The organism is Chelatococcus composti, from assembly GCF_014201415.1.
Lineage (GTDB): Bacteria > Pseudomonadota > Alphaproteobacteria > Rhizobiales > Beijerinckiaceae > Chelatococcus_A > Chelatococcus_A composti.
In genome coordinates this window covers 57,938-79,960 of record NZ_JACHEH010000007.1, presented here as the reverse complement: position 1 = coordinate 79,960, position 22,023 = coordinate 57,938, and the positions used below count along the sequence as shown (strand labels likewise).

20 protein-coding genes are annotated in these 22,023 nt (G+C 69.6%); 16 read left to right on the top strand and 4 right to left on the bottom strand.

Translation table 11 applies throughout. From position 1 onward, the window contains the following. Positions 1 to 3: 3 nt before the first annotated feature. From folB to HNQ73_RS14920, 5 genes are all read left to right on the top strand, one after another. Positions 4 to 372: a dihydroneopterin aldolase gene (folB, locus tag HNQ73_RS14940; RefSeq protein WP_183335686.1), complete on the top strand. Its 369-nt coding sequence runs from the start codon at positions 4 to 6 to the stop codon at positions 370 to 372. Beyond that, the gene (gene folK / locus HNQ73_RS14935; protein ID WP_183335685.1) at positions 365 to 886 is read left to right on the top strand and encodes a 2-amino-4-hydroxy-6-hydroxymethyldihydropteridine diphosphokinase; all 522 of its coding nucleotides are present in this window, start codon (positions 365 to 367) and stop codon (positions 884 to 886) included. The genes folB and folK overlap by 8 nt, the downstream gene beginning before the upstream one ends. A gap of 133 nt (positions 887 to 1,019) precedes the next feature. After that, on the top strand, positions 1,020 to 2,930 hold the full coding sequence (locus tag HNQ73_RS14930) for a methylmalonyl-CoA mutase subunit beta (RefSeq protein WP_183335941.1): 1,911 nt from the start codon (positions 1,020 to 1,022) through the stop codon (positions 2,928 to 2,930). Further along, entirely contained in the window at positions 2,927 to 5,089 is a 2,163-nt protein-coding gene (gene scpA, locus HNQ73_RS14925) for a methylmalonyl-CoA mutase (RefSeq protein WP_183335684.1), read from the top strand. The genes HNQ73_RS14930 and scpA overlap by 4 nt, the downstream gene beginning before the upstream one ends. Before the next feature lie 84 nt (positions 5,090 to 5,173). Further along, positions 5,174 to 5,914 (top strand): DUF3750 domain-containing protein, encoded by a 741-nt coding sequence (locus tag HNQ73_RS14920; RefSeq protein WP_183335683.1) that lies wholly within the window; start codon positions 5,174 to 5,176, stop codon positions 5,912 to 5,914. A 9-nt stretch (positions 5,915 to 5,923) separates the two neighbouring features. On the opposite strand, the gene HNQ73_RS14915 is transcribed toward HNQ73_RS14920, so the two are convergent. Continuing rightward, complete coding sequence (locus HNQ73_RS14915) at positions 5,924 to 6,961, bottom strand: alpha/beta hydrolase (RefSeq protein ID WP_183335682.1); 1,038 nt, start codon at positions 6,959 to 6,961, stop codon at positions 5,924 to 5,926. 165 nt (positions 6,962 to 7,126) lie between these two features. Between HNQ73_RS14915 and meaB the strand changes: the two genes are divergently transcribed. The 3 genes from meaB to HNQ73_RS14900 are packed head-to-tail and all read left to right on the top strand — an operon-like array spanning position 7,127 to position 10,271. After that, positions 7,127 to 8,116 (top strand): methylmalonyl Co-A mutase-associated GTPase MeaB, encoded by a 990-nt coding sequence (gene meaB / locus HNQ73_RS14910; protein WP_183335681.1) that lies wholly within the window; start codon positions 7,127 to 7,129, stop codon positions 8,114 to 8,116. 24 nt (positions 8,117 to 8,140) lie between these two features. After that, entirely contained in the window at positions 8,141 to 8,845 is a 705-nt protein-coding gene (locus HNQ73_RS14905) for a pyroglutamyl-peptidase I (RefSeq protein WP_183335680.1), read from the top strand. A gap of 58 nt (positions 8,846 to 8,903) precedes the next feature. Next, entirely contained in the window at positions 8,904 to 10,271 is a 1,368-nt protein-coding gene (locus HNQ73_RS14900) for a TIGR03808 family TAT-translocated repetitive protein (RefSeq protein WP_183335679.1), read from the top strand. Between the two features lie 4 nt (positions 10,272 to 10,275). On the opposite strand, the gene HNQ73_RS14895 is transcribed toward HNQ73_RS14900, so the two are convergent. Continuing rightward, positions 10,276 to 11,286 carry an asparaginase gene (locus tag HNQ73_RS14895; protein WP_183335678.1) on the bottom strand — a complete coding sequence of 337 codons (1,011 nt, stop codon included), beginning with the start codon at positions 11,284 to 11,286 and terminating at the stop codon, positions 10,276 to 10,278. A 128-nt stretch (positions 11,287 to 11,414) separates the two neighbouring features. Between HNQ73_RS14895 and HNQ73_RS14890 the strand changes: the two genes are divergently transcribed. Both HNQ73_RS14890 and HNQ73_RS14885 read left to right on the top strand, forming a co-directional pair. After that, positions 11,415 to 12,749 (top strand): UDP-glucose dehydrogenase family protein, encoded by a 1,335-nt coding sequence (locus HNQ73_RS14890; protein ID WP_183335677.1) that lies wholly within the window; start codon positions 11,415 to 11,417, stop codon positions 12,747 to 12,749. Positions 12,750 to 12,824: 75 nt separating this feature from the next. Next, positions 12,825 to 13,175 carry a GFA family protein gene (locus HNQ73_RS14885; RefSeq protein ID WP_183335676.1) on the top strand — a complete coding sequence of 117 codons (351 nt, stop codon included), beginning with the start codon at positions 12,825 to 12,827 and terminating at the stop codon, positions 13,173 to 13,175. A 55-nt stretch (positions 13,176 to 13,230) separates the two neighbouring features. Here the strand turns inward: HNQ73_RS14885 and argE are convergent, their stop codons facing one another. Then, entirely contained in the window at positions 13,231 to 14,394 is a 1,164-nt protein-coding gene (argE, locus tag HNQ73_RS14880; RefSeq protein WP_183335675.1) for an acetylornithine deacetylase, read from the bottom strand. 23 nt (positions 14,395 to 14,417) lie between these two features. After that, positions 14,418 to 15,362 (bottom strand): LysR family transcriptional regulator, encoded by a 945-nt coding sequence (locus tag HNQ73_RS14875; RefSeq protein WP_183335674.1) that lies wholly within the window; start codon positions 15,360 to 15,362, stop codon positions 14,418 to 14,420. A 157-nt stretch (positions 15,363 to 15,519) separates the two neighbouring features. Here HNQ73_RS14875 and HNQ73_RS14870 point away from each other — a divergent pair, with 157 nt between their 5' ends. The 6 genes from HNQ73_RS14870 (at position 15,520) to HNQ73_RS14845 (ending at position 22,020) form a co-directional block, all read left to right on the top strand. Then, positions 15,520 to 17,133, top strand: a complete 1,614-nt coding sequence (locus tag HNQ73_RS14870) for an ABC transporter substrate-binding protein (protein WP_183335673.1) — start codon at positions 15,520 to 15,522, stop codon at positions 17,131 to 17,133. A 250-nt stretch (positions 17,134 to 17,383) separates the two neighbouring features. Then, positions 17,384 to 18,361 carry an ABC transporter permease gene (locus HNQ73_RS14865; RefSeq protein WP_183335672.1) on the top strand — a complete coding sequence of 326 codons (978 nt, stop codon included), beginning with the start codon at positions 17,384 to 17,386 and terminating at the stop codon, positions 18,359 to 18,361. Further along, on the top strand, positions 18,358 to 19,287 hold the full coding sequence (locus HNQ73_RS14860; RefSeq protein WP_183335671.1) for an ABC transporter permease: 930 nt from the start codon (positions 18,358 to 18,360) through the stop codon (positions 19,285 to 19,287). Before HNQ73_RS14865 ends, HNQ73_RS14860 begins: the two co-directional genes overlap by 4 nt. Beyond that, positions 19,284 to 20,267 (top strand): ABC transporter ATP-binding protein, encoded by a 984-nt coding sequence (locus HNQ73_RS14855; RefSeq protein WP_183335670.1) that lies wholly within the window; start codon positions 19,284 to 19,286, stop codon positions 20,265 to 20,267. The genes HNQ73_RS14860 and HNQ73_RS14855 overlap by 4 nt, the downstream gene beginning before the upstream one ends. Beyond that, entirely contained in the window at positions 20,264 to 21,268 is a 1,005-nt protein-coding gene (locus HNQ73_RS14850; protein ID WP_183335669.1) for an ABC transporter ATP-binding protein, read from the top strand. Before HNQ73_RS14855 ends, HNQ73_RS14850 begins: the two co-directional genes overlap by 4 nt. Further along, on the top strand, positions 21,268 to 22,020 hold the full coding sequence (locus tag HNQ73_RS14845) for an FkbM family methyltransferase (protein ID WP_183335668.1): 753 nt from the start codon (positions 21,268 to 21,270) through the stop codon (positions 22,018 to 22,020). Before HNQ73_RS14850 ends, HNQ73_RS14845 begins: the two co-directional genes overlap by 1 nt. Positions 22,021 to 22,023: the final 3 nt, after the last annotated feature.

Below are 22,023 nucleotides of genomic sequence, written 5' to 3'. Positions count from 1 at the left end.
ACCATGAGGGATCGTATCACCGTCCGCGGCCTCACCCTGCGCGGCACCCACGGCGTCATGCCGGAGGAGCGGGTGCTCGGGCAGCCCTTCATCCTGCATCTGACGGCGGAGCTGTCGCTGGCCGGGGCACAGCGGTCCGACAATCTGGAGGACACGATCAGCTATGCCGACATGGTCGAAGTGGCGCGGAATGCCTTCTCCAGTCGGCATTTCAAGCTGATCGAGGCAGCGGCCGGCGCCGTGGCAGACGCTCTCATGGCGCGTTTCAAACGGATCGAGCGGCTCGAAGTCACCATCGAGAAGCCGCATGCGCCCATCGACGCGGTCTTCGAGACCGTCTCCGTCACCGTGGGGCGCGCGCGCCATGACTAGTTCCGCCCGGCAGCCGTCCACTCCGGTCGAGGCCATCCTCGGGCTCGGCTCCAACATCGGCGACCTGCGCGCGCAGATTGATTGTGCCGTTGCCGCCCTTCATGCGACGCCAGGCCTGCGCGTGACGCGCCATTCCCGCTATTATCGCACTGCCCCGTGGGGCGAGACCAACCAGCCCTCCTTCCTCAACATCTGCATCGCTGTCGAGACCACGCTGTCGCCGCGCATGCTTCTCGAAACGGCGCTGCGGATCGAGCGGGAGGCAGGACGCGTGCGCCGCGAGCGCTGGGGGCCGCGCATCATCGACATCGACATCCTGTTCTACGGCGACGAGGTGATCGACGAGCCGCAGCTGCATGTCCCGCACCCGTATATTGGCGAGCGCGCCTTCGTGCTGGTGCCCCTGGCCGACATTGCCCCGGACCGGATGGTGGGAGGTCGCACTGCGCGCGAGGCGGCCGCCGCCATCGACAGGACCGGCATCGAGCAGCTCGACTGGGAGGTGCACCTCTGAGGCTGCTCCGGCCGTCTCGGCATGTGCCCAGGCTGGATGGGCATCGCTGCGACCAATGGAAGGGTGGTGAGGCGGCACCTGCCGTGGCAATCTCGCCGCTGTTTCCATGCTTCGCACGAGGCCGCAACGCGTGATCGAAGAGCTTGAGCTAGCTTCCGCATTTCCCCGGGCCACCCGCCAGGCCTGGCTCGCCCAGGTAGAGCGTATCCTGAAGGGGGCGGATTTTGAGAAGAAGCTCGTCTTCCGCAGCCGGGAAGGCATCGTTGTCCAGGCGCTGTACGAGAAGGCGGAGGAGACTCACCCACCGCTCTGGCGCGGCGAGCCCGGCCCCTGGCAGGTCCTGCAGCGCATTGACCATCCCGACCCCGCTGAGGCGAACCGGCTGGCGCTCGCCGACCTCGAAGGCGGGGCGAGCGGGCTCGTGCTTGCACTCGCGGGCGCAGCGACAGCGCGCGGCTTCGGCCTTCCGCTGCCGGATGCCGGGGCGCTGGCGGCCGCGCTGTCGGGCGTCCTGCTCGAGCTCGTGCGCATCCGCCTCGAGACTGCCCCCTTCGACGGTGCCCGCGTCGCGGCCATCGTCGCCGAGCATGTCACGCAGCGGGGTCTGCCGGCCTCCGGCCTCGACATTGACTTCGGCCTCGACCCGGTGGGCGACTTCGCCCGCACCGGCCGGCTGCCGCTTGCCTGGCCCGACCTCGCGGCGCGGCTCGCCGGCACGGTTACCGACCTGCGCGGCAGGGGATTCGCGCGCGGCCTCCTGCGCGTCGACACGCGCGCCTGGCACGAGGCCGGCGCCGGGCCGGCGCAGGAGCTTGCGGCCGCGCTCGCGACAGGTGTCACCTATCTGCGCGCGCTCGACGAGACGGGCATCGCCCCGCAGGACGCCGCCCCCCTCCTCTCCTTCCTCATGCCGGCGGATGCGGACGCCTTCTTCACGCTTGCCAAGTTCCGCGCCCTGCGCCGTTTGTGGGCCCGGGTAGAAGAAGCCTGCGGGCTCGCGCCCCGGCCCATTCGCCTCGACGCGGAGACCGCCTGGCGCATGGCGACGAAGCGCGACCCGTGGGTCAACATGCTGCGCGTGACGGTGGCGACCTTCTCCTCCGCCCTGGGCGGAGCGGACGGCATCACCGTTCTGCCCTTCACCGCCGCACTCGGCCTGCCCGACGGCTTTGCCCGCCGCATGGCCCGCAACACGCAGCTCATCCTCGCCGAGGAATCGAACCTGTGGCGCGTCGCGGACCCATCCGCCGGCTCCGGCGCCTTCGAGGCGCTGACCGGCGCCCTGTGCGAGAAGGCTTGGGGTCTGTTTCAGACCATCGAGCACGAGGGCGGTATCGTCGCAAGCCTCGCTGCCGGCCGCGAACAGGCGCGCATCGCCGAAACGCGGGAGAAGGCCCGTCGCGACGTCGCCACGCGCAGGGCGCCGATCACCGGCACCAGCGAATTCCCGCATCTTGCCGAAGCGCCGGTCGCCGTCCTTATGCCGGCGCCGGAGACGACAGGCCCTGCCCTGCCCGACGAGGTGGCGCTCGAGGCCGAGCCGCTGCCCTCCGCGCGCGATGCAGAGCCCTTCGAGGCCCTGCGCGATGCGAGCGACGATGCGCTCACGCGCAGCGGCCGTCGCCCTTCTGTCTTCCTCGCCAATCTCGGGCCCCTCGCCGCCTTCACGGTACGGTCGACCTTCGCCCGCAACTTCTTCGAGGCCGGAGGCATCGCAGCCGCGACCAACGACGGCTTCGCAACGGCTGAGGGCAAGACCGACATTGCGGCCCTCGCCGCCGCCTTCTCAAAATCCGGCGCTTCCGTCGCCTGCCTGTGCGGCACGGACGAGGCCTATGAGGCAGAGGGGGAAGCGGCGGCAGCCGCCCTCAAGGCAGCCGGTGCCGCGGCCATCTGGCTCGCCGGCCGTCCGGCCGAGCCGCTGGCCGGTCGCTTGGCCGGCGCCGGCGTCGGGGAATATATTTTCATCGGCTGCGATGCGCTCGCCCTGCTCGCCAAGGCGCAGGTGGTGGCCATGCCGGCGGCCGGGAAAGGGATGTCATGACACGGATCCCGGACTTCACAAGCCTTCCCTTCGCCGATGCCACGGCGGGCACGCCTGCCGTCTCGGGCGAGCCGTGGCTGACGCCGGAAGGCATCCTCGTCAAGCCGCGTTACGGCGAGGCCGACCGCAAGGGCCTCGACTTCCTTGACACCTACCCGGGCCTGCCGCCCTATCTGCGCGGTCCCTACCCCACGATGTACGTCACCCAGCCGTGGACCGTGCGCCAGTATGCCGGCTTCTCCACGGCGGAGGATTCCAACGCCTTCTACCGGCGCAATCTCGCCGCCGGACAGAAGGGCCTGTCAGTGGCCTTCGACCTCGCCACCCATCGCGGCTACGACAGTGACCATCCGCGCGTCGCCGGAGATGTGGGCATGGCCGGCGTCGCCATCGACTCCATCTACGACATGCGCACGCTCTTCGCGGGCATCCCGCTCGACCGGATGAGCGTGTCTATGACCATGAATGGCGCCGTGCTGCCGGTGCTGGCGCTCTACATCGTGGCGGCGGAGGAACAGGGTGTCCCGCCCGAGAAGCTCTCGGGCACGATCCAGAACGACATCCTCAAGGAATTCATGGTGCGCAACACCTACATCTACCCGCCCAAGGGGTCGATGCGCATCATCTCCGACATCTTCGCCTACACTTCGGCGCACATGCCGAAGTTCAACTCCATCTCCATCTCCGGCTACCACATGCAGGAGGCGGGGGCGACGCAGGATCTCGAGCTGGCCTACACCCTCGCCGACGGCGTCGAATACATCCGTGCCGGCCTTTCCGCCGGCCTGTCGATCGACCAGTTCGCGCCGCGCCTGTCCTTCTTCTGGGCCATCGGCATGAACTTCTTCATGGAGGTGGCGAAGCTGCGCGCCGCGCGCCTCCTGTGGGCCAGGCTCGTCAAGGACTTCTCGCCCAAGAACGAGAAGTCGCTGGCGCTCAGGACCCATTGCCAGACCTCCGGCTGGTCGCTGACGGCGCAGGATGTGTTCAACAATGTCATGCGCACGGCCATCGAGGCCATGGCGGCAACGCAGGGGCACACCCAGTCCCTGCACACCAACGCGCTCGACGAGGCGCTGGCGCTGCCGACGGACTTCTCCGCCCGCATTGCGCGCAACACCCAGCTCTTCCTGCAGCAGGAGAGCGGCACGACGCGCATCATCGACCCGTGGGGCGGCTCCTATTTCGTGGAGCGGCTGACGGGCGAGCTCGCCGCGCGGGCCTGGGCCCACATCCGCGAGGTGGAGGAGCTCGGCGGCATGGCGAAGGCCATCGAAGCCGGCATTCCCAAGCTGCGGATCGAGGAAGCGGCCGCCCGCACGCAGGCGCGCATCGATTCCGGCCAGCAGGCCGTGATCGGCGTCAACCGCTTCCGTCCCGACGACGAGCCGCCCATCGAGGTGCTGAAGGTCGACAACTCGGCGGTGCGCGCGGCGCAGATCGAGAAGCTCAAGCGCCTGCGGGCCGAGCGCGACCCCAAGGCGGTGGAGGCGGCGCTCGCCGCCCTCACCCGCGCCGCCGACACTGGCGAGGGCAACCTGCTTGCGCTTGCCGTCGACGCCGCCCGGGCCAAGGCGACCGTTGGCGAGATTTCATCGGCGCTGGAGAAGGTCTGGGGCCGGCACCGGGCGGAGATAAAGGCCATATCCGGCGTCTACAAACGGGAGGTCGGCGCGATGAGCGATGCCGTCCAGCGCGTTCTCGCCCTCGTGGAAGCTTTCGAGCGGGACGACGGCCGCCGGCCGCGCATCCTCGTCGCCAAGATGGGCCAGGACGGGCATGACCGCGGCCAGAAGGTGATCGCCTCGGCCTTCGCCGACCTCGGCTTCGATGTCGACATCGGCCCGCTGTTCGCAACCCCGGCGGAGGCGGCGCGACAGGCGGTGGAGAACGACGTGCACATCGTCGGCGTCTCCTCCCTCGCGGCCGGACACCTGACGCTTGTGCCGGAGCTGAAGGTGGAGCTTGAGAAGCAGGGCCGGCCGGACATCATGATCGTTGTCGGCGGGGTCGTCCCGCCCCAGGACTACGATGCCCTGATGAAAGCCGGCGCCTCGGCCATCTTCCCACCCGGCACGGTGATCGCCGAAGCGGCGGAGAAGCTCATCCGGGAGCTGAACCGCCGGCTCGGCTACGAACCGAAGCAGGCGGCCGAATAGCCGTGCGAGCAGGGGCGGCGGGGCCTTTCGTCTCGCCGTCCCGTGAATTGACAGCCCCGGCGGCGGGCGGCATCCGGTTGTCCCATGCGTCTGCTGCGCCTCGCCCTCGCCGCCTTCTTCCTTCTCTTCCTGCTGCCGCTCGGCGCCCACGCCCTCGTGTGGATGGCGCGGGAGCATCCTGCCTCCAGGAACAGGGCCGACTGGACGAGCAGCGGGCTGCTGCCGCCACCTGCTGCGGACAGCCCTGCCATGATCCACATCTACGCGGCGCGCACCGGGCGCTGGAAAGGCGCCGTGGCGCACCACACCTGGCTCGTGCTCAAGGAGGCGGGCGCCGCGCCCTACGAGCGCTACGACAAGGTGGGCTGGGGCTCGCCAGTGCGCCGCGACGGCTGGGCGCCGGATGCGCGCTGGTACGGCAACATGCCCGAGCTCGTCTCCGCCATCGAAGGCGAGGCCGCGCAGGCGCTGCTGCCTGCCGTGCGGGCGGCGATCGCGGACTATCCCTTCCGCGAGCGGGGCAGCTATCGCGCCTGGCCGGGGCCGAACTCCAACAGCTTCGTCGCCCATGTGGTGGCGCGCGTGCCGCAGCTCGGCGTCGCCCTGCCGCCGACAGCTCTCGGCAAGGACTATCATGCCGAGATGCTGTACGCTGGCCTCGCGCCGAGCGGCACGGGCTTCCAGATCGTCATCGGTGGCCTGTTCGGCCTCACCGTCGCCTGGGTTGAGGGGGTCGAGATCAACTTCCTCGGCCTCGTCGCAGGGTTCGACCTGCGCAGGCCTGCATTGAAGCTGCCCGGCTTCGGCCGGCTGGCGCTCGTCTGAGCGGCGCGATCAATCCCAGGTCTTCCGTTCCACCGCGCGCTTGATGACGCCACGCACGTCCTTGTTCGAGAGGAAAAGGTCGTGCCGGATGATGCCCCAGCCGTATTCGGAGGCGTCCGCGATGCGGACGCCAAGCGGCTCGAGCACTGCCCGGTCCGCCGCGCCAACGCGCGAGACGCCGCCGGCGAGGCGGCTGGAGACGGCGAGCGCGCGGTCGTTGACGCTGGAAATGACGGTGATGTGCTTCGCCAGGGGGCCGATGCGCCGCACGCTCGTGGCGAAGAGGTCGACGTCGATGTCGGGCGAGGCGAGCACGATGGCGCCGAAGCGCGCGGCGACATCCGGGCTGCCGCTCACGGCCCAGAGCTGGCGCAGCGTCTCCAGCGTCAGGAGCGTGCCCATGCTGTGCGCGACGATGTGGACGCGGCCGATCATGGCATTGCGAACGAGCGCCTCGAGCAGGTCTTGGAAGGCATCGCGCGACCATAGCGCGCTCTCGCGGTCGTAGCCGTAGTCGAGCAGCCCTTCCTTCGAGGGCCAGGAGAAGCCGACCGTCGCCCCTGAGAAGCCGATGGCGCGCGACAGCTCCGCCGCATCGATGGCCGCCTGCTCGAAGCTCTGGTTGTAGCCGTGGACGTAGATGAGCACGTCGCGGCCGGCCGCCGCCAGGGTCAGCGCCGCGACGGGATCGTTGTTGCCGAGCGGCTCGACGGCATTGATGTGCCAGTCGCCCGTCAGCGTGGCGCCGATGCGGTCGAAGAAGCCCTCAGGCGGAGGATCGAAACGCACGGCGACAGCCCGCGTGCCGCCCGAACGGGCCGAGCCGAACCACGGCCGTTCGCTCGCCCCGTTCACCGGCGCGCGCGTCGTGACGGCGTAGACCACCGGGCCGCCGCGCGCGCCCGTCGGCGAGGAATTGCCGGTGGCTGCCGGCGTGCTGCTGCTGTCGAGGGCGCCGATGGCGCTGGAGCAGCCGGCGAGCGTGACGGCGCCGGCCTGGGCAAGCGCCAGTCGCAAGAGGCTGCGGCGGGAGAAGAAGGGCTGCATGAACGGGCTTCGATTGCCGGAGTTCCGGGAGCGATCCCTTTTGGCGTCCGATTGTGGGCGAAGATGGGGCAAACGGTGGCAAAGGCTTGCCACCTCTCCGCGCCGCGACGGCCTGTGCGCGATTCCTCCCACCGCCGTCGCGAATCTGCGACAACTATACCGGCCATGACACGCCTCGACCGATCCGCCCTGCCCGATCTCGTCGCCCGCCTGACGCGCGGGGAGCGTGCCGCACTGGCGCGCGCCATCACGCTGGTCGAATCGCGCCGTGGCGACCATCAGGCACTGGCGCGCGAACTCATCCAGGCGGTGCTGCCCCGCACCGGCGGGGCGATCCGCGTCGGCATCACCGGCGTGCCGGGCGTCGGCAAGTCCACCACCATCGACACCCTCGGCTCCAACCTGACGGCGGCGGGACACAAGGTCGCGGTCCTCGCCGTCGACCCCTCCTCGCAGCGCAGCGGCGGCTCCATCCTCGGCGACAAGACGCGCATGGCGCGGCTCGCCGTGGACGAGAACGCCTTCATCCGCCCCTCCCCCTCCTCCGGCACGCTCGGCGGCGTCGCGGCGAAGACGCGCGAGACGATGCTGCTGTGCGAGGCGGCGGGCTTCGACGTGATCCTCGTCGAGACCGTCGGCGTCGGCCAGTCCGAGACGGCGGTGGCCGACCTCACGGATTTCTTCCTCGTGCTGATGCTGCCCGGCGCCGGCGACGAGCTGCAGGGCATCAAGAAGGGCATCGTCGAGATGGCGGACATGATCGCCGTCAACAAGGCCGACGGTGACGGCGCGGCCCGCGCCAAGGCCGCTGCTGCCGAATACCACGCCGCCCTGCACATTCTCGCGCCTGCGAGCCCCACGTGGTCGCCACCGGTCATCACCATCTCTGGCCTCGCCAACGTCGGGCTGGACGAGCTGTGGCGGAAGATCGTCGAACATCGCGAGCGCATGACGGCGACGGGCGAGCTGCAGCAGAAGCGGCGCGCCCAGGAGGTGAAATGGATGTGGGCCATGGTCGAGGACCGGCTTCACGCCCGGCTGCATGCCGACCCTCAGGTGCGCAAGCGCGTGCCGGCGCTTGAGGCGGAGGTCGCGGCGGGCACGCTCGCGGCGACCGTGGCGGCCGACGAGATCGCGTCCATGCTGGGCCTGTGAGGCAGCGGTGACAGAGGGGATGCCATGGGCGAAGGGCAGGAGCGCTGCGACGTTCTGGTGACCGGCTTCGGGCCGTTCCCGCGCGTGCCGGTCAACCCGACGACGGTGCTGGCCGAATGCCTCTGCCGCAGCCGCCGCCTCGCCCGCCTCGGCATCCGCGTCGAGCATCACGTGTTCCCGACGCGCTACGACATCCTGGACGAGGCACTGCCGGCCCGCCTCGCAGCCGCACGGCCGCGGGCCGTCCTCATGCTTGGAGTCGCCGCCCGCACCCGGCATCTGCGGGTGGAGACGCGCGCCGTCAACAAGGCCAACAGGACGGCGCCCGACGCCTCGGGAAAGACGCGCCGCGGAGCCGCGCTCGAACGCGGCGCCCCGCTCGCTCGCCGCTCGCCGGCGCCGCTCGCGCGCCTGAAAGTGGGGATGGCGGGCACGGGCGTGCCTGTCCGCCTGTCCCTCGACGCCGGCCGCTACCTCTGCAACGCGAGCTACTTCACCGCACTCGGCCGGACAGGGCAAACGCGCCCGCCGATCCAGCTCGTCTTCGTCCACGTGCCGATGCCGGGCTCCTGGGCCTTGGCGCCGACGGCGCGCCCGAGGCGCCGGGACCGGCGCGCGGCCGCCGGCGCGGGAAGGGAGCGGCGTCCGCCCCTCGCCGCCATGGTCCGCGCGCTCGAGACAGCCGCCATCGTCCTCGCGCGGGAGCGCCGCCGCCGACGGGCGCCCTGAGCCGAGGGGGAACCCGGCACGGATCGCGAGGAATAGGGCCTCGGAGAAGGATCTGCCCATGGACGAAAGCCGCCGCCTCCTCATGATGACCGCCGCGCTCGCCAGCGCAGCCTCGTTCACGGTGGACCGTGCCCTCGGCCGGGAGGCAGATGACGCGATGGCCGGGCTCGGCCTTTCAGCCCTCCAGTTCGGCCTGAAGCCCAACACGGAGGAGGACCAGTCCCCGAGGCTCGCCGCGGCGCTGGCGGAGGCGGCGCGGCGGGGCGCGCCGCTCCTTGTCCCGCCGGGGCGTTACCGCATCGCCGGCGTGACGCTGCCGGACGGCGCGCGGCTCGTCGGCGCCCCCGGCCTCACCACCTTCGTTCACGCCGACAGCGGGCCGATGCTCACGGCGCGGAATGCCCGGTCAATCGGGCTCCACGGCCTGCGCTTCGACGGGCTCGCCCGCCTGCTGCCGGAACGCGGCGGCCTCGTGACGCTGGAGAATGTGGCGATGGTCGAGATCGACGCCTGCAGGTTCGAGAAGGCCGGCGGCGTCGCGCTCTATCTCACCGGCTGCGGCGGGCGCATCACCGGCTCGACCATCTCCGAGGCCAGCCACTCGGCCCTCTTCTGCCTCGATGCGACCGGCCTCGCGATTACCGGCAACACGGTCTCCCATTGCGGCAGCAACGGCATCCAGGTCTGGCGCAGCGAGAAGGGCGACGACGGCACGATCGTCTCCGGCAACCGCATCTCCCACATCTCGGCGGATGCCGGCGGAACGGGGGAATACGGCAACGGCATCAGCATCTTCCGGGCCGGCGGCGTGATCGTGAGCGGCAACACGGTGCGGGACTGCGCCCTCTCAGCCATCCGCAACAATTCCGGCTCGGCGTGCCAGATCATCGGCAACAACTGCGCCCGCCTGGGCGAGACGGCGCTGTGGGCAGAATTCGCCTATGAAGGCACGATCATCGCCAACAACGTGGTCGAGGAGGCGATGAGCGGCATCTCCATGACCAATCTCGACCACGGCGGCCGCCTCTCCGTGTGCAGCGGCAACCTGCTGCGCGGCCTGCGCCACCGGCCTCGCCCCTACGACGGCGTGCTCGCCGGCGGCACCGGCATCCACGTCGAGGCCGAGGCGAGCGTCACCGGCAACGTCATCGAGGATGCCGAGGACAAGGGCATCAGCGTCGGCTGGTCGTGGGCGATGCGCAACGTCACCGTGACGGGCAACGTCGTGCGCAATGCGCGCACGGGCATCCGCGTCAGCCTGGTGCCGAAGGAGCGCAACGCCGTGATCTCGGGCAACGTCATCTCCGGCGCGTCCGAGGGCGCCGTCGTCGGCTACGAGTACGACAAGCCCGTCACCGGCGACCTCGCCGTCCGCCCCGACGCGCGGGCGAGCGGCATCCTCGTGACCGGTAACGCCGTCGCGTGACGCCTCAGGCGCCGGCGAGTGCCGCAGCCGGGCGCATGGCGCCGACGACACGGCCGTTCCAGTTGCGAATCTGGGGGCGGGCAAGATCGGCGACGGTCTTGGCCTGCACATCCGACAGCGGCAGGAAGCGCTCGACGAGCGCCGCCATGGCGACTTCCGCCGCCCGCGCGGCCCCGTCGTCGCACTTGAGGGCGATGCCGAGGCCGAGCTCGGGGAAGGTGGCGCAATAGACGCCTTCCGCCCCCACCTTGACAAAGGCCCTCTGCCCGAGCGCCTCCATGAGGATGGTGTCGAAGCGGCCGGTGCCAGCCACCATGAAGGGATGCGTGGCAACGGCTGCCCTCAGGCGGGCGAAGGCCGCCGCGCGGTCGCGCGTCAGGCCCGTTCCGGTGCCGATGCGGGCGAAGGCGCGGGCGAGCGCCCTGAGCGGCACGGCATAGGTGGGGATGGAGCAGCCGTCGGTGCCGCGCAGCTCGTCCGTATGGGCGAATCCCGTCAGGGCCTCCATTGCCGCCTTCACCTCCCGCTGCACCGGATGGCCGGGCTCGATGTAGCCGGCGGGATCGACCTCCATGGCGCAGGCGGCGCAGACGAAACCGGCATGTTTGCCGGAGCAGTTGTTGTGCAGCGCGGTGGGCTCGCCACCGCTGCGCGCCAGCGCGCGGGCTGCCTCCTGCCCCATCGGCCAGTGGGCGCCGCATTCGAGGCAGCCGGGCTCCCGCCCTGCCCGGGAGAGCATGCGCGCGGCCGTCTCGGCATGGCGAGGCTCTCCCGAATGGGAGGCGCAGGCGAGCGCCAGCTCGTCCTCGGTGAGGCCGAAACGGTCCGCCGCTCCACTTTCGATGAGGGGCAGCGCCTGGATGATCTTGACCGCGGAACGCGGAAAAACGGGCCGATCGATATCGCCGAGCACAAGAACCTCAGCCCCGTCGGCATCGAGCACCGCGAGCGCGCCCCGGTGCACGGATTCCACGACCTCACCCCGCGTTACCTCGACCAGGACTGCTTCAGCCATCGCGCATCTCCCTTTGGGGGCTCTTTTGCCCAGCCGTGCGCCCGTGTCAAACTGCGGGGGTTCCTTGCCCCTCGCCCCCCGACGCTATAGAGCGGTCGGCGCCTGTTTCTCCACCATCGGGTGACTCGATGCGCGTCGCAATGATCGGTTCCGGCTATGTCGGCCTCGTTTCCGGTGCCTGTTTCGCCGACTTTGGCCACGTGGTGACCTGCGTCGACAAGGATCCGGCGAAGATCGAGGCCCTGATGCGCGGCGATATCCCGATCTTCGAGCCGGGGCTCGATGATCTCGTCGCCACCAATGTCAAGGAAGGACGCCTCTTCTTCGCCACCGACCTGACGGATGCCGTGCGCTCGGCCGATGCGGTCTTCATTGCCGTGGGCACCCCGTCGCGGCGCGGTGACGGCCATGCCGACCTCTCCTACGTCTACCAGGCGGCGCGCGAGATCGCGCAGGTCATGGACGGCTATACCGTGATCGTCACCAAGTCGACCGTGCCGGTCGGCACCGGCGACGAAGTGGAGCGCATCGTGCGCGAGACGCGGCCGGACGCAGATTTCGCCGTCGTTTCCAATCCCGAGTTCCTGCGCGAGGGCGCGGCCATCGCCGATTTTAAGCGCCCCGACCGCATCATCATCGGCACCGACGACGAGCGCGCCCGCAAGGTGATGGCGGAACTCTACCGCCCGCTCTATCTCAACCAGGCGCCGATCCTCTACACCGGCCGGCGCACGGCGGAGCTGACCAAATACGCCGCCAACGCCTTCCTCGCCACCAAGATCACCTTCATCAACGAGATCGCCGACCTGTGCGAGAAGGTGGGCGCCAACGTGCAGGAGGTGGCACGCGGCATCGGCCTCGACAACCGCATCGGCAGCAAGTTCCTGCACGCCGGCCCGGGCTATGGCGGCTCGTGCTTCCCCAAGGACACGCTCGCCCTCATCAAGACGGCGCAGGACGCGGGCTCGCCCGTGCGCATCGTCGAGACGGTGGCGGCCGTCAACGACCAGCGCAAGCGCGCCATGGCGCGCAAGGTCGTGGCGGCGTGCGGCGGGTCGGTGCGCGGCAAGACGGTGGCCGTTCTCGGCCTCACCTTCAAGCCCAACACCGACGACATGCGCGAGGCCCCCTCGCTGTCGATCATCACGGCCCTGCAGGACGGCGGCGCGACCATCCGCGCCTATGACCCGGAGGGGATGGAACAGGCCCGCAACCTGCTGGAGAACGTCACCTACTGCGACAGCGCCTACGACTGCGTGGAGGGCGCCGATGCGCTCGTCATCGTCACGGAGTGGGATGCCTTCCGCGCCCTCGACCTCGACCGGATCAAGGCGCGGATGAAGGCCCCCGTCGTCGTCGATCTGCGCAACATCTACCGCGCCGGCGAAATGGCCCGCCGCGGCTTCGTCTATGTCAGCGTCGGCCGGCCGGACGGGGCGGCGGACGCCGACGGGGTGACGTAAGCGCTCCTGCGGCCTTGCGCCCCCGCCACGGATGGCATAGTCCCGGCTCGGTCAGCAGAAGAGGCGGGCGTGAAAATGCAGACCTACCAAGGCGGATGCCACTGCGGAACGGTACGCTTCGAGGCAACGACGGACCTTGCCACCGTCATCTCCTGCAACTGCTCGCATTGCAGCAAGCGCGGCCTTTTGCCGACCTTCGTGCCGCCGGACCGGTTCCGGCTGATCTCCGGCGAAGATGCGCTTGAGGATTACCAGTTCAACCGCAGGGTCATTCATCACCTGCGCTGCCGCCACTGCGGCATCGAATCCTTTGCCCGCGGCAAGACACCCGACGGCAACGACGTGGTGGCCGTCAACGTGCGCTGCCTCGACGGCGTCGATATCGAGAGCCTGAAGCTCACGCCCTACAACGGGCGGGACTTCTGACGGGCGGTTCGACGCGGGCCGGCTTCTTCCGGCCCGCATGTCCTGGTGCCGCGCCTCAGGCGGCCGTGCAGTGGGCGATGAGCCTGTCGACGAAGGCGCCACAGGCCTCGAGCTGGGCGATCTCGATATATTCGTCCGGCTTGTGTGCCTCGCCGATGGAGCCGGGGCCGATGACGACGGAGGGCACGCCGGCGACCGCGTGGAAGAGGCCTGCCTCCGTGCCATAGGCCACCTTGGCGTGCTCGTTGCGCCCGGCCAGGCGCTTGGCGAGCGTGACGACCTCGGCGTCCGGAGCCGTGTCGAGGCCAGGGAAGCCGGCGAAGACATCGAAATCGAAGCCGCTCTGCGGGTCGACGGCCTGCATCGCCGGCTCCAGCTCGCGCCGGGCATAGGCCTCGATCTCCGCAACGACGGCATCGGGATCGTCCGCCCCGATGGCACGGATCTCAAAGACGATCTCGCTCTCGTCGGGGACGATGTTGAGAGCCGTCCCGCCCGTGAAGACGCCGACATGGGCGGTGGTGAAAGGCACGTCATAGAGCGGGTCGCGGGCGCCGCTCGTCGCGAAACGCTCCGCCACGGAACGGATGTAGGCAACGAGCCGGGCGCCCCACTCCACGGCATTCACGCCCTGCGGCGCGAGCGAGGAATGGCAGCTCCTGCCGCGCACGCGCACCTTGAGGCTGCGCTTGCCCTTGTGGCCGATGACGACGTTCATCGACGTCGGCTCGCCGACGAAGCAGCCAAGCGGCTTGATCCCGGCCTGAGCCAGCTTCTCCACGATGCCGCGCGCGCCGACGCAGCCAACCTCCTCGTCGTAGGAGAAGGCGAGATGGATGGGCCGGGCGAGTGCGGCCGCCTTCATGGCGGGCACCCGCGACAGGCAGGCGGCGAGGAAGCCCTTCATGTCGCAGGCGCCGCGGCCATAGGCCCGGCCGTCGCGCACGGAGAGCGTGAAGGGGTCGCTCGCCCATTCCTGCCCGTCCACGGGCACGACGTCGGTATGGCCGGACAGGATGTAGCCCGCACGGTCCGCCGGGCCGATGGTGGCCCACAGGTTTGCCTTGGTGCCCGTCGCGTCGTAGATGCGCTCGCTCGCGATGCCGTGGGCGGCAAGATAGTCCTCGACCCAGGCGATGAGCTCGAGGTTGGAGTTGCGGCTCGTCGTGTCGAAGGAGACCAGGCGGGCGAGGATCTCGGTAATGGCGGGACTGGACATCAGGGAACTCCGGCAGGGGCCGCTCAACGGACGGCAACGGTGAAGGGATCGTCCGGCTGCTCGGCACGGACGAAATCGACAAAACGGCGGGCGGCCGGCGGCGCGGCCCCCGTCGCCGGCAGAAGAAAGGCCATCTCGTAGGTGATCTCCGGCAGGAAGGGCCGGTAAACGACGCTGGCGTCGTCGCTCAGGGACATGGGGAAGGGATTGAGCACCGAGATGCCCGCCCGGCAGCGCACCATCTCCGTCACGAAAGTGGAGGTCGTCGCCTCCGCCACGATCCTGGGCTCGATGCCCACATCTGCAAAGGCTCTGTCGAGCAGTGCCCGCGCCGCGAAACGCCGCGTGACGACGATGAACGGCTCCTCGCTGCCGATGTCGGCCGGACGGACGACGGAAAGCTCCGCGAGCCGATGGCCCGGCCACATGATGCAGGCCGCCTTCGAGCGGCGGAACGGCTCGGCCCGCACGCCGAGATGGGAGACCGGCGTCTCCAGCATGCCGATGCCCACGTCGACATCGCCGGCCGCCACTGCCGCAAGCACGTCTCCGCCGCGGCCAATCTCGACCACGACGCGCGTCTCGGGCTCCACGGCCACGAACCGGGCGAGAATGGGCGCCAGAAAATAATGCGCCACCGTGGGCGCCGCGGAAACGCGCAGCACGCTCTGCGTGCGCGGTGCGCGCGGCCAGTTCTCGAGCCGGGCGAGGCCGGCGAGGATGGGCGCCGCCTCCGCCTCCAGCGCCAGCGCGTCGGCCGTCGGCACGAGGCGGCCGCCCTCGCGCGAGAACAGCACCCGCCCCACCCTCTCCTCAAGAGCCGCCACGGCGCGCGAGACGGCGGGCTGCGATATGCCGAGGCGCTGGCCAGCTGCCGTCGTCTTGCCGGTGGCGATCAGGGCGTGCAGCACCTCCAGCTCGCGCAGGCTTGGGCGCGATGATCGGCTCTCGCTATCCTCGGAGGGCATAGTGTTATGCGATCTCGTTATTCATTTTGGCGGTGACAATGCCAAGATTGAATAATAGCATCGGGTCCGAGATGAGCAAGCCGCCGGGCCGGGGGATGCTGCCGCTTCCCTCGCATTTTCGATAAGGTGGCGCACATCAATCCAGAGGAGAGGGGAAATGAAAAAACTGAAACCCGCCGCCTATGCCCTGTTGCCGCTCGCGGTCGCAATGGCGCAACCGGCCGTCGCGCAGGACACGAAGGAGCTGAAGATCGGCGTCGCCTCCGAGGCCACCTCGATCGACCCGCACTTCCATAACGTCGGCCAGAACAACGCGCTGCGCCGCCACATCTTCGAGTCTCTCATCACCACCGACGCCAACCAGAAGCTGCTGCCGGCGCTGGCCGAGTCGTGGAAGGCGATCGACGACACGACGTGGGAGATCAAGCTGCGGCCAAACGTGAAGTTCTCGAACGGCGAGCCCTTCACCGCCCGCGACTACATCTACACCATGTGCCGGGTGCCACTGGTCGAGAACTCGCCCTCGTCCTTCACCGTGTTCACGCGTGGCATCGAATCGATCGAGGCGCCCGACCCGCTGACGGTCCGCGTCAAGACGACGAGCCCGCAGCCGCTCTTCCCCAACAACATGACAACGCTCGGCATTCTCTCGGCTTCCGTCTTCGGTGCCGGCGATGTCAAGTACGGCAAGGATGGCTGCGAGAACATGGGTACGCCGCCGAAGTCGGCGGACTTCAACGACCCGGCGAAGGCGATCGGCACCGGGCCTTACAAGCTGAAGGAATACACCCGCGGCACCCACATCATCCTGGAGGCCAACGAGGACTACTGGGGCGAGAAGCCGATCTGGCAGCGCGTCGTCATGCGGCCGATCACCAGCGCCGGCCCGCGCGTCGCGGCGCTGCTCGCCGGCGACGTGGACATGATCGAGAACCCGCCGATCCAGGACTTCGACAAGATCAAGGGCGCCGGCTTCACCATCGTCGAGGGCCTGTCCAACCGCATCATCTACATCCATCTCGACCAGTTCGAGGACAAGACGCCGGGCGTGAAGGGCACTGACAAGAATCCCTTCAAGGACAAGCGCGTGCGCGAGGCCCTGTCCAAGGCCATCAACCGCGACGCCATCGTCGAGCGCATCATGGGCGGCGTCGCCAAGCCCGCCGGCGAGCTGCTGCCCTACCCGCTCTTCGGCACATCGAAGGATGCCAAGCCCGTCGCCTATGATCCCGAAGGGGCGAAGAAGCTGCTGGCCGAGGCCGGCTACCCGAACGGCTTTGAGCTGACGCTCGGCACGCCGAACGACCGCTACATCAACGACGAGAAGGTGGCGCAGGCCGTGGCGCAGATGTTCACGCGCGTCGGCGTCAAGACCAATGTCGATGCCATGACGGCCTCGACCTTCTTCACGCGTCGCAACAAGCACGAGTTCTCGGCCTACCTCGCCGGCTGGGGCGCGGATTCGGGCGAGATGTCCAACTCCCTCAACGCCCTCGTCGTGACGCCGAACAAGGAAACCGGCGGCGGCCACACCAACCGCGGCCGCTATTCCAACAAGGAGGTCGACGCTCTCGTGCAGGAGGCGCAGCGCACCATTGACGACGCCAAGCGCGAGGAGCTGCTCCAGAAGGCCTCGAAGATCGCGATGGAGGACCATGCCCTGCTGCCGCTGCACTTCGAGGTGACGCCCTGGGCGTTCAAAAAGACGCTCACCTACACGCCGCGCATTGACCAGTATACGCTGGCGACCGAGGTCAAGCTGGCGCAGTAAGCTCGGCCATCGGCCGATGACCGGATCCGACCGGCACGCGCGTTCTGCCGGCGCGTGACCGCCGGAGCGTCGCCTCCCTCTCCCCGCAAGGCGGGGCAAGGGCCGGGGCGAGAGGCTGGCGCAGGCTCCTGTCCCTGCGGACCCTCTCCCCCTTCTCCCGTGAGTGCGAGAGGGACGAGCGGCGCGCCGGAGGAGCCTCGCTCCGGAGCGCCCTGTCGGCCGGGCTCCGCCCTTTGCAAGGTCAACGACGATGCTCGTCTACGTCATCCGACGCCTGGGCCAGGCGGCACTCGTGCTGGCCGTCATGGCGACGCTTGTCTTCATCGCCGTCTATGCGGTGGGCGACCCGGTCGCCATCCTCGCAAGCCCCCAGGCGGACCAGCAGGAGATGGAGGCGATCACGCGACGCCTCGGCCTCGACAGGCCGCTCTATGAGCAATATGCCCTCTTCGTCTGGAATGCGCTGCACGGCGACCTGGGCCGCTCCTTCGTCTACAACGAGCCGGCGCTGACCCTGATCCTCAACCGCCTGCCGGCGACGCTGGAACTGGCGCTGACCGCCCTCCTCATCTCCATCTTCGTCGGCATTCCGCTCGGCCTCTATGCGGGCCTCAAGCCGCAGTCGCTCGGCGGGCACTCGATAATGGCCGGCTCCATCCTCGGCTTCAGCCTGCCGAACTTCTGGCAGGGCCTGATGCTGGTGCTGCTGTTCTCGGTCATGCTCGGCTGGTTCCCGGCTGGCGGGCGCGGCACGACGCGTGACCTCTTCGGCGTGCCGGTGAGCTTCCTCACGCTGGACGGGCTCGCCCATCTCATCCTGCCGGCGCTCAACCTCGCCCTCTACAAGATGGCACTCGTCATCCGCCTCACCCGCGCCGGCACGCGTGAGGTGATGCTGCAGGACTATATCCGGTTCGCCCGCGCCAAGGGCCTGTCCCAGACGCGCGTCATCGGCGTCCACGTGCTGAAGAACATCCTCATCCCGGTCGTCACGGTGCTCGGCCTGGAGCTCGGCTCGATGATCGCCTTTGCCGTCGTCACGGAGACGGTCTTCGCCTATCCCGGCATCGGCAAGCTGCTCATCGACTCCATCGGACGGCTCGATCGGCCGGTGATCGTGGCCTACCTCATGCTTACCGTCGTGATGTTCGTCATCATCAACCTCGTCGTGGATCTCATCTACGCCGCCATTGACCCGCGCGTGCGCCTCGAGGAGGCCAAGGCATGAGCGAACAGGCCGCCACACCGGCGCCGACGGCAGCCGCGCGCCCGGCCGAGAAGGCCGAGAGCCTGCTGTTGCGCCATGTCGCCGCGTTTTTCGAGAGCCCCCTCGCCGTCGTTGGCCTCGCGGGCCTCGTGCTCCTCGTCGCCGCCGCGCTCGCTGCGCCCCTCATCGCGCCGCAGGACCCCTACGACCTGGCGCAGCTCGACATCATGGACGGCACGCTGCCGCCGGGGGCGGAGAGCCTTGCTGGCTACACCTACTGGCTCGGCACCGACGAACAGGGCCGCGACATGCTGTCGGCCATCCTCTACGGCCTCAGGATCTCGCTCGGCGTCGGCGCGGTCTCGGTCGTCATCGCCTGTGCCGTCGGTGCCTCAATCGGCGTGCTGGCGGCCTATGCCGGTGGGCGCATCGACAGTCTTGTCATGCGCGTGGTGGACCTGCAGCTCTCCTTCCCCGCCATCCTGGTGGCGCTCGTGTTGCTGGCCGTCTTCGGCCGCGGCGTGGACAAGGTCATCATCGCCCTCGTCATCGTGCAGTGGGCCTACTATGCACGCACGGTGCGCGGCTCGGCGCTGGTCGAGCGGCGGCGCGACTACATCGAGGCGGCGCGCTGCCTCGCCCTGCCAAAGAGCCGCATCGTCTTCCGCCACCTCCTGCCGAACTGCCTGCCACCGCTCATCGTGGTGGCGACGGTTCAGGTGGCGCACGCCATCGCGCTCGAATCCACCCTGTCGTTTCTCGGCGTGGGCGTGCCGGTGACGGAGCCGTCCCTCGGCATGCTCATCGCCAACGGCTACGACTATCTGCTGTCCGGCAAGTACTGGATCTCGACCTTTCCCGGCATCGCCCTCGTCGCCGCCATCGTCGCCATCAATCTCGTGGGCGACCGGCTGCGCGACGTCCTGAACCCGAGGCTGTCGCGATGAGCGATCCCGTTCTTTCCGTCCGCGACCTCGTCGTGGAATTCTCATCCCGCGAAGGGGTGCTCACCGCCGTCAACGGCGTCAGCTTCGATGTGGCGGCCGGTGAGGTGCTGGGGCTCGTGGGCGAGTCCGGCTCCGGCAAGTCGGTGACCGGCCTTGCCGTGCTCGGCCTCATCGACCCGCCGGGGCGCATCGCCTCCGGCTCCATCCGCCTCAAGGGCGAGGAGCTCACGTGCAAGAGCGAGCCCGAGCTGCGCCGCCTGCGCGGCCGGGACATCGCGATGATCTTCCAGGACCCGATGACCACGCTCAACCCGGTGCTGCGCGTGGACACGCAGATGATCGAAGCCATCCGCGCCCACGAGAAGGTGTCCGAGCGGGCGGCGCGGGACCGGGCCCGCGAGGCGCTCGCCAGAGTCGGCATCCCCTCGCCGGAGGAGCGGCTCGTCTCCTATCCGCACCAGTTCTCCGGCGGCATGCGCCAGCGCGTCGCCATCGCCATCGCGCTGCTGCACCGCCCAGCCGTGCTCGTCGCCGACGAGCCGACGACGGCGCTCGATGTCACCATCCAGGCGCAGATCCTCTCAGAGGTGCAGCAGCTCGCCGCCGAGAGCGGCACGGCGCTGGTCTGGATCACGCACGACCTGTCCGTCGTCGCCGGCCTCGCCGACCGCGTAGCCGTGATGTACGCCGGCCGCATCGTGGAGGAAGGCCGCGTCGCCGACGTGCTGGAGCGGCCGGCCCATCCCTACACCAACGGGCTGATCGGCTCCGTGCCGAGCCGCAACAGGCGCGGCGAGCCGCTGGCGCAGATCCCCGGCATGACGCCCTCGCTCGCCAACCTGCCGACGGGCTGCGCCTTCGCGCCGCGGTGTCCGCGGGCCGACGCCGCCTGCACGACCCCGCCCGGCGTAACGCGCGCGGGCGACGCCCGCGCCTTCCGCTGCTTCCATCCGCTCATTCCCGTGGAGGCCGCCGCGTGACTGCCGCCCCCATCCTCGCGCTCGATGGCGTGTCCAAGCGCTTCGTCCGGAAGCTCGACGCCGCCGAGAAGATCGCCAACCTCTTCGGCGCGCGCCGCCGCGAGCAGGTGGTCCACGCTGTTGACGGCGTGGACCTCGCCATCGCGCCGGGCGAGGTCGTCGGCCTCGTCGGCGAGTCCGGCTGCGGCAAGTCCACCCTCGGCCGCATCGTCGCCGGCATCCTCGAGCCGAGCGCCGGCACTGTCTCCTACGAGGGGCAGGACGTGGCGAAGCTCACGGGCGCGGCGCGGCGCAAGGTGGACCTCGCGGTGCAGATGGTCTTCCAGGACCCGATGGCGTCGCTCAACCCGCGCCTGCGCGTGATCGACATCATCGGCGAGGCCCCGGTGGTGCACGGCCTCGTCTCGCGCGCCGAGGTGGAGGACTACGTGTGCGACGTGATGACCCGCGTCGGCCTCGATCCGGCCACGCGCCGGCGCTACCCGCACCAGTTCTCTGGTGGCCAGAGGGCGCGCATCGGCATCGCCCGGGCGCTTGCCGTCAGACCCAGGGTGCTCGTCTGCGACGAGTCGACCGCTGCGCTCGACGTGTCGATCCAGGCGCAGGTGCTCAACCTCTTCATGAAGCTGAGGGAGGAGCTCGCCCTCACCTATCTCTTCGTCAGCCACGACCTCGGCGTCGTGGAGCACATCGCGGACCGGGTGGCCGTGATGTACCTCGGCCGCATCGTCGAACTCGCGCCGGCCGAGGAGCTGTTCCGCGCACCGAACCATCCCTATACGCGGGCGCTGCTTGAGGAGGTGCCGCGGCTCGAGCCGAAGAAGAAGACCTTCTCGGCCCTCAAGGGAGAGCTGCCCTCGCCGCTGTCGCCGCCGAGCGGCTGCCACTTCCATCCGCGCTGCCCCCATGCTTTCGGCCGCTGCCGCGCGGAGCGGCCGGCGCTCAAAGCGGTCGGGCCGGGGCGGGTCTCGGCCTGCCATCTCAACGACAGGGCGGCGTGATGATGGCGGCAAAGCGGAGTGTCGTCCTCTCCGGCCGGCGCATCGCGCTCGCCGACGACCAGCCCACCTTCTGGGATCGGGTCGCTGCCGACAGGTGGGAGCCCGGCACCCGCCGCCTCCTCGACGCGCTCGTCGATGCCTCGACGCTGTTCGTCGACCTCGGCGCCTGGGTCGGACCGACGACGTTGCAGGCCGCCGCCCGCGGCGCGGCCGTGGTGGCCGTGGAGGCCGACCCGGCGGCGCTCGACCAGCTCGGCCGCAACCTCGCCGCCAATCCGCAGCTCGCCGCACGCGTCACGGTGGTGCCGAAAGCGATCCACCCCTCCGCCGGCACCGTCACCTTCGGCGCCCGGCGCAAGCCCGGCGACTCGATGTCGAGCCTGCTTCTTGCCGGGAGCGCGGACACCACTTGGCAGGCCGAGGCTGTGACGCCCGCCGCGCTCGCCGCCCTGCTGCCGGAAGCGCCCCGCCGTGTCGTCAAGATCGACCTCGAGGGCGCCGAATACGCGCTCCTGCCGGCCACCTCCCCCCTGCTCGCGCATGAGGACGTGAGCGTCATCGCCTCGTTCCATCCCAGGGTGCTCTCCGAGAGCGGCGAAGCCGACATTGCCGGTGCGACGCAGCGTGCGCTCGCCGCCTTCACCGGCTGGCGGGCCCACAGGGTGACGGAAGCCGGCGCCGCGGCTGAGGGCGAGGATGCCGCCGGCATCGACGCAGTGGCGCATGACGAGTGGCTCTTCGTGAGACCGTGACGG